General features: G+C 37.2%; 10 protein-coding genes and 1 tRNA gene. 6 read left to right on the top strand and 5 right to left on the bottom strand.

What is annotated here, in order from left to right; genetic code table 11:
• Window positions 1-122: 122 nt before the first annotated feature.
• A tRNA-Pro gene (locus G5B32_RS12595) sits at window positions 123-196 on the bottom strand.
• Window positions 197-504: 308 nt separating this feature from the next.
• Here G5B32_RS12595 and rplS point away from each other — a divergent pair.
• Window positions 505-858: a 50S ribosomal protein L19 gene (gene rplS / locus G5B32_RS12600; RefSeq protein ID WP_165291884.1), complete on the top strand. Its 354-nt coding sequence runs from the start codon at window positions 505-507 to the stop codon at window positions 856-858.
• A 66-nt stretch (window positions 859-924) separates the two neighbouring features.
• On the opposite strand, the gene G5B32_RS12605 is transcribed toward rplS, so the two are convergent.
• Window positions 925-1,911, bottom strand: coding sequence for a potassium channel beta subunit family protein (locus tag G5B32_RS12605; RefSeq protein ID WP_165291885.1), 987 nt, complete (start codon window positions 1,909-1,911; stop codon window positions 925-927).
• A 104-nt stretch (window positions 1,912-2,015) separates the two neighbouring features.
• On the opposite strand from G5B32_RS12605, the gene G5B32_RS12610 reads away from it, so the two are divergent.
• The 4 genes from G5B32_RS12610 to yidC all read left to right on the top strand — a co-directional run bounded on the left by G5B32_RS12610 (window position 2,016) and on the right by yidC (window position 7,773).
• Window positions 2,016-3,110, top strand: coding sequence for a carbohydrate-binding family 9-like protein (locus tag G5B32_RS12610; RefSeq protein ID WP_165291886.1), 1,095 nt, complete (start codon window positions 2,016-2,018; stop codon window positions 3,108-3,110).
• Window positions 3,103-4,176 carry a family 10 glycosylhydrolase gene (locus tag G5B32_RS12615; RefSeq protein WP_165291887.1) on the top strand — a complete coding sequence of 358 codons (1,074 nt, stop codon included), beginning with the start codon at window positions 3,103-3,105 and terminating at the stop codon, window positions 4,174-4,176. Before G5B32_RS12610 ends, G5B32_RS12615 begins: the two co-directional genes overlap by 8 nt.
• A gap of 162 nt (window positions 4,177-4,338) precedes the next feature.
• Window positions 4,339-5,955 (top strand): CTP synthase, encoded by a 1,617-nt coding sequence (locus G5B32_RS12620; RefSeq protein WP_165291888.1) that lies wholly within the window; start codon window positions 4,339-4,341, stop codon window positions 5,953-5,955.
• 21 nt (window positions 5,956-5,976) lie between these two features.
• Window positions 5,977-7,773 carry a membrane protein insertase YidC gene (yidC, locus tag G5B32_RS12625; protein ID WP_165291889.1) on the top strand — a complete coding sequence of 599 codons (1,797 nt, stop codon included), beginning with the start codon at window positions 5,977-5,979 and terminating at the stop codon, window positions 7,771-7,773.
• A 264-nt stretch (window positions 7,774-8,037) separates the two neighbouring features.
• Here the strand turns inward: yidC and G5B32_RS12630 are convergent, their stop codons facing one another.
• From G5B32_RS12630 to alaS, 3 genes are all read right to left on the bottom strand, one after another.
• Entirely contained in the window at window positions 8,038-8,727 is a 690-nt protein-coding gene (locus G5B32_RS12630) for a response regulator transcription factor (protein WP_165291890.1), read from the bottom strand.
• Between the two features lie 109 nt (window positions 8,728-8,836).
• Window positions 8,837-9,931: a TlpA family protein disulfide reductase gene (locus G5B32_RS12635; RefSeq protein ID WP_165291891.1), complete on the bottom strand. Its 1,095-nt coding sequence runs from the start codon at window positions 9,929-9,931 to the stop codon at window positions 8,837-8,839.
• 15 nt (window positions 9,932-9,946) lie between these two features.
• Window positions 9,947-12,562, bottom strand: coding sequence for an alanine--tRNA ligase (alaS, locus tag G5B32_RS12640; RefSeq protein ID WP_165291892.1), 2,616 nt, complete (start codon window positions 12,560-12,562; stop codon window positions 9,947-9,949).
• 192 nt (window positions 12,563-12,754) lie between these two features.
• Between alaS and G5B32_RS12645 the strand changes: the two genes are divergently transcribed.
• Window positions 12,755-13,582, top strand: coding sequence for a universal stress protein (locus G5B32_RS12645; protein ID WP_165291893.1), 828 nt, complete (start codon window positions 12,755-12,757; stop codon window positions 13,580-13,582).
• Window positions 13,583-13,587: the final 5 nt, after the last annotated feature.

Consider the following 13,587-nt stretch of genomic DNA (forward strand, 5'->3'; position numbering starts at 1 on the left):
AGGATTGGCTTAGCCCCGCATTCTCCAAACACCAACCTTTAGCCTTCTTCGAATTGAACCTAGGCTCTCTTCTGCCAACCCTATAAACGAAAAAAGCCCTACCTTTCGTTAGAGCTTTCTTGTCGGGGTGGCAGGATTCGAACCTACGACCTCCACATCCCAAATGTGGCGCGATACCGGGCTACGCTACACCCCGAAAAGGTATCACCTTTGTTTGATTGTGATGCAAATATACGGCGATTTCTTTACTTGTCAAGACTTTTTTCACATTTGTCCATTAACCCACTGATTTATTGTAAAATAATTTTTCACGATCCCTAATCCAGGATTTTTCAAAAAATGCTTTTTAATAATATAGGAAAAATCAGATATAATTCCTACCTTTGCACTCACCTTCGAAGTGAGGTGACTTTTTAATAAAAGATTTTTAAAATTAAAATAAAAGCTGTAATATTGCATTCCGATTTTTACAGGATATAAATCGTTATATAATTACTCGAAATCATGGATTTAGTAAAATTTGTAGAAGAACAAGCGGTAGTAAGAAATGAGATTCCCGCTTTCAAAGCAGGAGATACCATCAGCGTGCATTATAAAATTCGCGAAGGAAACAAAGAGCGTGTTCAGGTGTACCAAGGTGTAGTTATCCAATTAAACAGCGAAGGTGCTAACGCTACTTTTACCGTTCGTAAAATCTCAAACGGTGTAGGTGTTGAACGTATTTTCCCTGTAAACTCTCCTAACATTGAAAAAATTGACGTAAACAGCGTAGGTAAAGTACGTCGTGCGAAATTATTCTATTTGCGCGGCCTTACTGGTAAAGCTGCTCGTATCAAATCTAAACGTATTGCAAAATAAGTTTAGACGTACTCGAGACGTTTCAAAACATAAAAAAGGATGTAACAATGTTACATCCTTTTTTATTTACCTTAATATCTCTGGCTTTGTACCCATTATTTCATCAATCTTCGCTAACACTTCCGGTGTCAACAAAGGTAATACCTCTAAAGCTTTCAGATTTTCATTTAATTGACTTTCTTTAGTAGCTCCTAGTATGGCAGTAGTTACATTTGGATTGCTGATACACCACGCAATAGACAATGTAGGTAAACTTACACCCAGTTCATCAGCCATCTTAGCCAATTCAATTACCTTAGCAATTTTGTCATCTAATACGGATCTTTCTTTTAGCCATTCATAACCTTCCAAAGACATTCTTGATCCTTCAGGAATACCGTTATTATATTTTCCAGTTAATAAACCCGAAGCTAAAGGACTCCAAATCGTAGTACCCATGCCGATATTTTGGAAAATGGACAAGAATTCAGCTTCCATTTTGCGACGGTTGAATAAATTATATTCTGGTTGCTCCACCGCTGGACCTTCTAAACCTAATTCTCTTGCGACCATATGTGCTTCCATTATTTCCGCAGCAGACCACTCGCTCGTACCCCAGTACAATATCTTTCCTTGCTGAATCAATGTATTCATCGTACGCACCACCTCTTCCATAGGTACATTTGGATCCGAACGATGGCAATAATATAAATCCAGATAATCTGTTTGAAGGCGAGTTAAAGCCTCATGACACGCTTCCATCAAATGTTTGCGACTTAAGCCATGTTGATTAGGCTTTTTATCTTCACCCTTCCATCCAAAAAAAGCTTTACTGGACAAGACATACGAAGTACGATCCCAGTCTTTTTGCTTTAAGATACGCCCCATCATTTCCTCAGATTTGCCTGCAGAATACACTTCAGCATTATCAAAGAAATTTACGCCAGCCTCGTACGCTATCGACATTAATCTATCATTATCCTGATCATCAGTTTGACGAGCAAATGTTACCCAAGACCCAAAAGACAATACGCTCAATTGCAGTCCCGATTTCCCCATTCTTCTATATTCCATAGTTATCTTATTATTTTATTTAAATGTAAAAAATCTATAGCATTTACTTTGTAAACGAATGAAAAAGTTAGGCACAACAAATTAAATATGTAAATTGTATGACCATGAATAAACTTTTTCCGATCATACTTTTCTTCATTATAGGGGGTGCGAATTTCGTAAATGCACAACATACTATCCAGCACGTACAGACTTTGCAGGGTGATCCCAAAGTGTATACGGCAAAGAAAATATCTCAAGAAATCGAAATTGATGGTAAGATGGAAGCGATTTGGAATAACGCGCCATGGTCTTCAGAATTTATGGATATTGAAGGTGTTCACAAAACTAAACCCAAATACCAAACTCAATTTAAAATGCTTTGGGATGAAGCTAACTTATACATCTATGCAAAATTGGAGGAGCCACATATTTGGGGCACTTTAAAACAGCACGATGCAATTATCTATCACGACAATGACTTTGAAATTTTTATCAAGCCAAAATTATCCTCACCCGTTTATTATGAAATTGAAATCAACGCACTCAATACCGTTATGGATTTGCTTATGCCCAAACCTTACCGTTTTGGTGGACAAGCCGTAATGCATTGGGACACCAAAAACATAAAATCAGCCGTCCACGTGTATGGTACGTTGAACAATCCGAATGATATAGATTCCTATTGGGCAGTAGAAATGGCTATACCTTTTACTTCACTAGGGAATTTTGGTGGTAACCCTACCCCAAAAGTAAATTCTTATTGGCGAATAAATTTTTCGAGAGTGCAATGGCAACATGATATTATAAATCAAAACTACATTCGAAAAAAAGAAAACGGAAAAATCATTGAAGAAGATAATTGGGTGTGGTCGCCAATTGGACTTATTAACATGCATTATCCTGAAAAATGGGGTTTCCTCAAATTTGCAGACGATGATTTGCAGAGTGCGTTACCAGTGTATTATAACATCGAAAAAACAGCTTGGAATATTCATTATTTACAACAACTATATAAAAATAAACATCAGTACTACACAGCTGATTTGAAACTTTTAGAAGGATTTTCTTCTTATGTAGAAAAAAATCTATCAAAGTACGATATACAAATCACCTTATCAGCAGACATGAAGTTCTATCATATACTTTTAAAAGAAAAGGGAAAAAACTATTATTTCACCATAGATAGCCACGGAAATTATACTACGAATTATGAATAACAGACGATCATTTCTGAAAGCAGCCGGAATGGGGCTGGCCACTTTACAGCTAAATCCTGCCCAACTATTAGCTCAAACTTCACCTTCCTTTACATTTGATTATTGGCTATGGATCAGGCCCAATATTAAAGAATCGGAAGCACAGATAAAAAAGAAACTCCAAAGCTATAAAGAAGCTGGCGTACGAGGACTATTCTTTGAAAATTACAGCAAGAAACATTTTCAGCTTACCAAAGAATTGGGAATGGAAGCACATCGGTGGATGTGGACAATGAATCGTGGGGAAAAAGAATTATTGGAAAATCATCCAGAATATTACGCTGTAAGCCGTTCAGGAAAATCCTGTGCGACTAATCCGCCTTATGTGGGATATTACAGATTTTTGTGTCCTTCGCATCCCGATGTTCCAAAATATCTGGAAGAAAAAGCACGAGAACAATTAGCCATGGATGATGTGGATGGATTGCATTTGGACTACATTCGTTATCCCGACGTGATTCTTCCGGTTAGTCTTTGGGAAAATTATAATTTGGACCAATCAACCGAATTAGCTGATTACGATTTTTGTTATAGCAAATACAGCAAAGAAGCTTTTCTAAAAGAAACAGGAATCGATATTGATAAAGTTCAACGTCCTGAGCAAAGCCTTTCTTGGCGAGCATTCCGATACGGACAAATTACTAAGGTAGTAAACCGTATTTGTGAAGTAGCAAAAGAATATCAAAAGCCCGTAACGGCAGCTGTCTTCCCTACTCCAGATTTGGCTCGACGCATCGTGCGACAAGATTGGCCAATGTGGAATCTTTCGGCTGTCTTTCCGATGATTTATCACGGATTTTACAAAGAACCCATTCATTGGATCGGCACTGCTGTAGAAGAAGGCGTAAATTCTTTAAAAGGAAAATATCCATTGTACGCTGGATTGTATTTACCTGATTTCAAGAATTTAAATGAATTAGAACAAGCTATTCGATTAGCGAAAACCAAAGGTGCAGCTGGCGTGTCGCTCTTTGGGGAATCCGAATTTGATGCGCCTACTATTCAATTATTGCAAAAACTTCGTTAGTCAATTTCTTGCCGCTGACCTGTCAAAGTCATGCAAGAAATTGTTAACAAATGATTATAATTTCCCTAATCCCGAAAAAAATATTACCTTTGTATCCCGTACATAAGGCTGATGTAATGGAGTAAAATCCCCACATCTAGAGTTGAAAATTCCATAATTGCTATGACTAAATATATCTTTGTTACGGGCGGCGTAACCTCGTCGTTAGGGAAAGGCATTATTGCTGCCTCTCTTGCCAAGCTTCTTCAGGCACGTGGCTTTAAAGTTACCATTCAAAAGTTTGACCCATACATCAATATCGATCCAGGAACCCTGAATCCATATGAGCATGGAGAGTGTTACGTGACGGAGGACGGTGCTGAAACTGACCTTGACTTAGGACACTACGAACGCTTCTTGAATGTTCCGACTTCACAAGCAAACAATGTAACAACAGGTCGTATCTACAAACACGTAATCGAAAAAGAACGTGAAGGTGCTTACTTGGGAAAAACGGTACAGGTGGTTCCACATATCACGGACGAAATCAAACGTCGCATGCAGCTTCTGGGCCAATCTGGCGAATACGACATCGTCATCACAGAATTAGGTGGTACGGTAGGTGATATTGAATCTTTACCTTTTGTAGAAGCGGTGCGCCAACTACGTTGGGAATTGGGTAACAATGATTCTTTAGTTATTCACTTGACATTAGTACCTTACTTGGCTGCCGCTGGTGAGCTAAAAACGAAACCAACTCAACACTCTGTGAAGACTTTATTAGAATACGGTGTACAACCTGACATTCTGGTTTGTCGTACAGAGCACAAATTGACACAAGATATCCGTAAAAAATTAGCTTTATTCTGTAATGTAAACATCAATGCCGTTATCGAATCAATCGATGCGTCGACTATTTATGATGTGCCTTTATTGATGTTGAAAGAGCAATTAGACAAGACGGTATTAACAAAATTGAAATTATCGACTAAAAATGAGCCTAATCTAGAAAACTGGAAAGCATTTTTAGGTCGTCTTAAAAATCCTACAAATGAAGTGAACATCGCTTTAGTAGGTAAATACGTAGAACTTCCGGATGCATACAAATCTATCACGGAAGGATTCATTCACGCTGGTGCTGCTAATGAAACTAAAGTAAAAGTGAAATACTTTGCAGCAGAAAGCATGACTGATGACAACGTAGCTGAAAAACTAAAAAATATTGATGGGGTATTGGTAGCGCCAGGATTCGGAGAAAGAGGTTTAGAAGGTAAGCTTACTACCATTAAATACGTTCGTGAAAACAAAATTCCTTTCTTCGGAATTTGTTTGGGTATGCAATGTTCGGTAATCGAATTTGGACGTAACGTATTAGGATTGAAAGATGCAAATTCATTCGAAATGAATGAAAACACACCTCACCCTGTGATCAACTTGATGGAAGAACAGAAAAACATCAAAAACATGGGCGGCACAATGCGTCTTGGTGCATATGACTGTGAAATCAAAAAAGGAACTAAAGCTTTTGCTATCTATGGCAAAGCGAAAATTTCAGAACGTCACCGTCACCGTTACGAATTTAACAATGAATATTTGGAACAATATGAAAAAGCGGGTATGATTGCTTCAGGTATCAATCCAGATACGGGCTTAGTAGAGATTGTGGAATTAAAAGATCACCCTTTCTTCGTAGCGGGTCAATTCCACCCAGAATTAAAGTCAACTGTTGCAAATCCTCACCCACTTTTTGTTAGTTTTGTAGCTGCTGCATTAGCAAACAAAAAAGCTTTAAAGAAATAATTTTTGACCAAAACAATTTAAATGGATAGAAATAACATTATTGGATTAGTTTTAATCTTCTTAATCTTCGGGGGATCATTCTACTTAATGAAACCTAGTGAAGCGGAAATAAAATTAGAACAAGCAAGACAAGATTCTATTGCTGCTGCAAAAAGCGGAGTGGTAGCAGTTAAAGATACAACAAACCAAATCGTTCAATTGGATTCTGCAGCTTTAGCAAAACCTTTTGGTGCGGCTAAAGTAGGCCAAGAAGAATTGGTTACTTTAGAGAATGACATTCTAAAAATTGACTTGACATCAAAAGGTGGTAAGGTTAAGAATGTATTATTAAAAGGTGAGAAAAACTTCGACGGTTCAGCATTGAACATCTTAGAAGGTGAAAACAATAAATTTGGTTTTGTTTTCAAAGCAGCTGGCGAAAATATTCACACGAATGACTTAGTATTCTCGGTTGTAAATAAAACAGCTACATCAGCTACACTTCGTTTAAATTACAAAGAAGACCAATACTTAGAGTATAACTACACATTGACTGATGGTCACAATTTAGCATTAAATGTAAATGCGGTAGGTATTCAAAATTTGGTAGATGTTCAGCAAAAAACAATCATCTTAGATTGGGAAGCTACACTTTTACAAAAAGAGCAAAACATCAAATCTGAAAGAGAAAAATCATCAGTTTTCTTCAAAGATGCTGAGGGTGATATCGACCACTTGTCCGAATCTAGCGATGACGAAGAGAAAATTGAAGACAGCAAATTGGAATGGATTGCATTCAAACAACACTTCTTCTCTTCTATCCTTTCTTCGAAACAACAGTTCGAAAACACGAATTTGGTAACTAAACTTGCGACGCAAGATGGTGTGGTGAAAACGTACAAAGCAACTGCTGAATTAGCTTTCAACGCGCAAGCAAATAATACGTACGAATTCAATTATTTCTTTGGACCTAACAAGTACAAAACTTTAAAAGCCGAAGATAAATCATACGAGAAAATCATCAATATGGGATGGGGTCCAATGGGCTGGATCAACAGATTCATCACTGTTCCATTGTTTGATTTCTTAGATGGATATGCATTGAGCTACGGTATCGTTATCTTAATCTTAACATTATTGTTAAAAGGTGCGATGTTCCCGTTGACACGTAAATCCTACTTGTCTATGGCTAAAATGCGTGTTTTGAAACCACAATTGGATGAAATCAAAGAAAAAGTTGGTGATGACAACCCTATGTTATTGCAACAAGAGCAAATGAAGTTGTATAAACAAGCTGGGGTTAACCCACTTGGCGGATGTTTGCCAATGTTGCTTCAAATGCCTTTCACATTAGCTTTCTTCTTCTTCTTCCCTAACTTATTCGAATTAAGAGGTGAAAGTTTCTTGTGGATGCAAGACTTGTCGACGTATGATGCGCCTATTACATTCTCAGGTTTCCTCGGTATCAACCACATTTCATTAATGTGTGTGTTGATGACTTTAGTGACTTTATTGACTACTTGGTACAATAACGCGACTTCAGGAGCAACTTCAGGAATGGGTAACCAAATGAAATACATCGGTTACATCATGCCATTGTTATTCTTCTTCATGTTGAACAACTTCCCTTCAGGATTAAACTATTACTATTTCTTAGGTGCGGTATTCACATTCTTAACACAATTTATTATCCGTCAATCAATCAATGACGAAAAGATCTTGGCTAAATTGGAAGAGAATAAAAAGAATCCTAAAGTGCAAAAGAAATCTTCTTTCCAATCTAAAATGGAAGAAATGATGAGACAGCAACAAGCTGCACAACACAATAAAAACAAATAATCTCTACGAGATTTTAAACATAAAAAATCCCGATTAGCAAATAACTAATCGGGATTTTTTATTTTATTTCTACTTCGTCATTCCGACGTCAGAAGCAATTAACTTTTTAAGATGACGTCATCTCGACATTAAGGAGAGATCTAAAGATATGATATTTCCTAATTGACACTTCAAATGAGATTTCTCACTACACTTCATTTCATTCGAAATGACGGACTAAAAAAAATCGTCAATCGAAATTCTAAATCTTAATTGAAATAATTCTTAATTCAAATCAAACTTATATCCTACACCTTTCACGGTTGAAACATAACTTTCTCCAATCTTCTCACGAAGTTTACGAATATGCACATCTATAGTACGGTTTGTCACTACTACAGAATCTTCCCAAATGGATTTAAGAATCTGTTCGCGCGTGTAAACCTTGTTAGGCTTAGATGCCAAAAGATAAAGCAATTCAAATTCCTTACGAGCTAAGATAATTTTATCTGTTCCACGGTAAACAATGAATTCATCACGATCAATCACCAAATCTGCAATGGCAACTTTATCAGAATATGTTTCCACGACTTCCTGACTCGTACGTCTCAAAATTGCATTGATACGCGACATCAAAGCTCGCGGCTTGATTGGCTTAGCGATATAATCATCTGCACCTACATGAAAACCTGCTATTTCAGAATATTCCTCACTTCTGGCAGTCAAAAACACCATAAATGTATGTTTGAACTCTGGCATAGCACGCATCAAACGACAGGCCTCTATCCCATCCATCACAGGCATCATGACATCCAAAATGATTAAATCTGGGTTTTCTTCTTTAGCCTTTTCAATGGCTAATCTTCCATTGGTAGCGGTAAAAACCTGATAGCCTTCTCGCGTTAAGTTGTAGGAAATGAGGTCTAAAATATCTGGCTCATCATCTACCACAAGTATTTTTTGCTTCGCACTCATAGCTTCTTTTTTTGCTAAAATATGTACTTCATGGTAAGATAAAGTTAATCAAATATTATGAAATTGTTAAGCCGTAAACCTAGCTTAACAATTTCATTAATATTTCATCTTATAGAGTAGACTTGAGCAAGTCTTCCAATTCTTTACTTCTAAGATTTTTGGCTATAATTTTTCCTTGTGGGTCTAATACCACCGAACTTGGGATAGCTTTGATTCGGTAGTTGATAATCAAATCCGAAGACCAAGCTTTTAAATCTGATACATTCGTCCAAGTCAGCTTATCTTCTTCAATTGCACGCATCCACGAGCCCGGATTATTGTCCAACGACACTCCCAAAATATCAAAACCTTTACCTTTGTACGTATTGTAAATACGCACCAGGTTCGGATTTTCCTTACGACATGGCATACACCACGAAGCCCAAAAATCCACCAACACATATTTACCACGGTAATCTGAAAGCTTCACCGTTTTGTTAGTAGGTGTATACGCTTCGAATTCTGGAGCAGGCTGACCAACAGCTAATTTCTTCAGTTTTTCAATTTCCTCACGGAATTGATTAACCATCGCGTTATCCTTGAACATCTCTTTAGTTTTATCAGAATAAGCAATTAGTTCTGCTTCCGCCAATTCAGGATCCAATGTACTTACGGCATAGAATCCCGCTAGGTCATTGTGTTTTTCAGCAAAAGAAACCGCTTCCTTCGTGTAGAAATTCATGGTTTTCTTATACTCACCCAAATATTCCGAACGTAAAGCATCAATTTCAGCTTCTGATTTATTAGCAATACGTTTGGTAAAATCCGATTGCAAAGAATCTTCCAAAAACTCCTTACGCGCTTTGATAGGCGCAAATTGTTTCAAAGCCGTAGACAATTCAGAACCTACTACCTGATAAGCTTCAGGTTGTTGTAGATCTGCTTGAAATTTCACCTTTTCTCCTGGAGTCAGGATAATAGGGTATTTATTTTTTCCAATTTGAACAGAAAGCAAACGCGATTGCGTTGCCGCACGCTCAAATTGGAATTTATTTTGGTCCGAAAGAAAGACGGAATCCAACTTACGGTCACCTTCATAAAAAGCTACTACTTTCACGTTTCCAGGATTCTGAATTTCTCCTGAAATGGAAATTGTGTCTTTGTTCGAACATCCTATCACACTCAATAATACTGCACCCGCCAAAAAAGATTGTAGCTTTTTCATGTTATTTTTTCTATTTTATTTTGTCAAAAAATCTTTTGCTCTTGCAATTGCTTTATCCAAACCGCTTGCGTCTTTACCACCTGCTGTCGCAAAGAATGGCTGACCACCACCTCCACCTTCGATATCTTTCGCTAAATCACGAATAATTGCACCTGCATTTAATCCTTTTTCTTTTACTAAGTCTTCTGATACCACCACAGTTAAGCTAGGTTTTCCATCAAATTCAGCACCTAATACAAGGAATAAATTATTCAACGCTCCTTTCAATGCGTACGCTAAAGTTTTCACCGCATCTGCATTTGGTAAGTCTACTTTAGAAGACAAGAAATTCACCCCATCAATTACTTCGAATTTAGATTCCAAATCCTTTTTCATGGCTAATGATTTTTCACGAACCGCATTCTCGATTTCTTTTTTCAACGCACCATTTTCTTCTACAATTTTAGAAACTGCAGAAACGAAATCTTTAGGATTGTTTAAGATTTCTTTCATGTTTTGCGCCAACTCGAAATGCTCACGAATAACCGCAGCAGCTTTTGTACCTGTGATGGCTTCAATACGACGAACCCCCGCAGCAACTGCCGATTCTGCTACGATTTTGAAGAAACCAATTTGTCCAGTAGCTTTCACATGCGTACCACCACAAAGCTCTTTGGAGAATTTATCATCAAAAGTAATTACACGAACGTAATCACCATATTTCTCACCGAATAATGCCGTTACTCCGGATTCTATCGCTTTTTGATAAGGAACTTGACGCTCTTCTTTCAAGGCAATATTCTCACGAATTTTCGCATTTACAATATCCTCTACGGCTTTGATTTCATCATACGTCATTTTTGAGAAATGCGAAATATCAAAACGCAAGACATCAGGATTTACCAATGAACCTTTTTGATTCACATGGTCACCCAATACTTGTTTCAATGCAGCATGCAACAAGTGCGTAGCCGAGTGGTTAGATTCTGTATCCAAACGTTTAGTTGCATCAACTTTTGCATCAAAGAAACCTTCCAAAGAAGATGGCAATTGATTCACAAAGTGAACAAAAAGACCATTTTCTTTTTTCGTATCTGTAACATAAACTTTCTCACCTGATTCAGAAACTAAAACACCAGTATCACCTACTTGACCACCGCCTTCTGCATAGAAAGGCGTAACCGACAATACTAATTGATATTGGTCTTTACCTTTAGCCGAAACTTTACGGTATTTGACGATTTCTGTTTTCGCAGTTAATGTATCGTAACCTACGAATTCTGTATCTTCATTATCACTTACAATTACCCAGTCGCCCGTATCAATTGCTGTAGCCGCTCTTGAACGCTCTTTCTGAGCTTGCAAAGCTTTATCAAAAGCTTCCATATCCACAGTCAAGCCTTTTTCACGAGCCAACAATTCTGTCAAGTCAATAGGGAAACCATACGTATCGAACAATTCAAAAGCAAAATCACCATCAATTACTTGATTGCCTTCTGCGTAATTTTCGAAACGTTGAATACCTGTAGTCAAGGTACGCAAGAAAGAAACTTCTTCTTCTAAAATAACTTTCTCTACGAAATCTTGTTGTTGATACAATTCATCAAAAACACCTTTGAATTGCTCTGCCAAAACAGGAACCAATTCGTGGAAGAAAGGATTTTTGAAATTCAAGAAAGTATAGGCATAACGTACAGCACGACGTAAAATACGACGAATTACGTAACCAGCTTTATTATTTGACGGCAACTGACCATCTGCAATTGCAAAACTTACTGCACGAATGTGGTCAGAAATAACGCGCATTGCGATATCTGTCTTCTCGTCAGCACCATATTTAATACCTGATTTCTCTGAAATATAACCAATCAAACCTTGGAAAACATCTGTATCGTAATTCGATGTTTTGCCTTGAATACAACGTACCAAACGCTCAAAGCCCATACCCGTATCCACATGTTTGTTTGGTAGGGGTTCAAGACTTCCGTTTTTCAAACGGTTGAATTGCATAAATACCAAGTTCCAAATCTCAATAACTTGAGGATGGTCTGCATTTACCAAATCTTGGCCTTTTACTTGTGCGCGTTCTTCTGGTGAACGCATATCAAAATGGATTTCTGAACAAGGTCCACAAGGTCCTTGGTCACCCATTTCCCAAAAATTATCCTTTTTATTACCTAATAAGATTCTGTCTTCTGCAATATGTTTCTTCCAGAAATCGTACGCTTCTGTATCACGTTCCAAATTTTCCGAAGCATCACCTTCAAAAATCGTTACGTACAAACGGTCTTTGTCCAACTTCAACACCTCCGTCAACAATTCCCAAGCCCATTCAATAGCTTCTTTTTTGAAGTAGTCACCAAATGACCAGTTACCCAACATTTCAAATAACGTATGGTGGTAAGTATCAATACCTACTTCCTCTAAGTCATTGTGTTTACCAGATACGCGCAAACAACGCTGTGTATCGGCTACTCTCGGATATTTGACCGCTGCCTCACCCAAAAACAATTCTTTGAACTGATTCATTCCGGCATTTGTAAACATTAAAGTAGGGTCATTTTTAACTACCACTGGAGCAGATGGTACAATATGATGTGATTTGCTTTGAAAAAAATCCAAAAACGCTGCGCGTATTTCTCTACTGGTCATGAAATTATACTTTTTTAAAGTCGCAAATTTACTCAAAATAGCTGGCTAATACAATCATATTACAGATTTGTTCTGGCTTTAATTTACTATGAAAAACGACCAAAATCATTTCAAAAGCTACCCTTCATCATCTTTTTATTGAATAATGTTTAGTAAATTTATCCTATTGCTTATCAGTGATAACTAATTTATATGAGAAAAAAGATACTAGTTCCGACCGATTTTTCGACAAATGCCTTATATGCAGCTCGCTACGCTTGTCAGATTGCTAAACAGAATGATTATGACATTCACCTTTTTCATTGCTACACTACTAGCACAGCTACCGACGCAGAAAACTCTACGCAGTTAAAAGCCGATGTATTGATGCAAGAATTGAAAGATCAGTTAGCAAAAGATTTTCCAACTATAGCCATTGAATCGGAATGTGTGTCTCGTTTCTTGACTGATGTACTACCTGAGTATGCAGTAGCGCCTACATTTGTTTTGATAGTAATGGGTACCACGGGCGTAGGCAAAGGAAAATCTGTTATTTGGGGCAGTAATACATCTTTTATTACGAGTAATTCAAAAATCCCGGTTATTGCTATTCCATCTGGTGCAGAAACTTTCTCGGCAAATCATACGGCTATCCTAACAAATTTTAAAGCCGAAGAAATCGAAACGCTAAATAATTACATCAATTATGTTTCTCCAATAAAAAATCTTGATATTATCCATATTTATAGAGATAACAAGAAAGAAAAGGATGTCAAACAACAACTTACAGACTGGACATTTAATATTAAACAATTAAGTGATATTGAAACCATAAATATAGTAGCACAACCCATCCAAAATGATAATGTACATTTAGATACCGTGCCAGAAGTAATCAATCATATTATTGACACTAATAATTATGAGATGATTTTGGTAACGAAAACCCGTAAATCTTTCTTCGAACGAATATTTTCAACATCCGTATCGCGCGAAATCACATTGCAATTACACAAACCAACTTTCTTTGACAATATTTAATAGCA

The sequence above is a fragment of the Sphingobacterium sp. SGL-16 genome (assembly GCF_011043515.1).
Taxonomy (GTDB): Bacteria; Bacteroidota; Bacteroidia; order Sphingobacteriales; family Sphingobacteriaceae; genus Sphingobacterium; species Sphingobacterium litopenaei.

Bases quoted from the DNA above. Each gene is read 5' to 3' on its own strand.
- rplS (WP_165291884.1), top strand. From the start codon at position 505: ATGGATTTAGTAAAATTTGTAGAAGAACAAGCGGTAGTAAGAAATGAG.
- G5B32_RS12605 (WP_165291885.1), bottom strand. From the start codon at position 1,911: ATGGAATATAGAAGAATGGGGAAATCGGGACTGCAATTGAGCGTATTG.
- G5B32_RS12610 (WP_165291886.1), top strand. From the start codon at position 2,016: ATGAATAAACTTTTTCCGATCATACTTTTCTTCATTATAGGGGGTGCG.
- G5B32_RS12615 (WP_165291887.1), top strand. From the start codon at position 3,103: ATGAATAACAGACGATCATTTCTGAAAGCAGCCGGAATGGGGCTGGCC.
- G5B32_RS12620 (WP_165291888.1), top strand. From the start codon at position 4,339: ATGACTAAATATATCTTTGTTACGGGCGGCGTAACCTCGTCGTTAGGG.
- yidC (WP_165291889.1), top strand. From the start codon at position 5,977: ATGGATAGAAATAACATTATTGGATTAGTTTTAATCTTCTTAATCTTC.
- G5B32_RS12630 (WP_165291890.1), bottom strand. From the start codon at position 8,727: ATGAGTGCGAAGCAAAAAATACTTGTGGTAGATGATGAGCCAGATATT.
- G5B32_RS12635 (WP_165291891.1), bottom strand. From the start codon at position 9,931: ATGAAAAAGCTACAATCTTTTTTGGCGGGTGCAGTATTATTGAGTGTG.
- alaS (WP_165291892.1), bottom strand. From the start codon at position 12,562: ATGACCAGTAGAGAAATACGCGCAGCGTTTTTGGATTTTTTTCAAAGC.
- G5B32_RS12645 (WP_165291893.1), top strand. From the start codon at position 12,755: ATGAGAAAAAAGATACTAGTTCCGACCGATTTTTCGACAAATGCCTTA.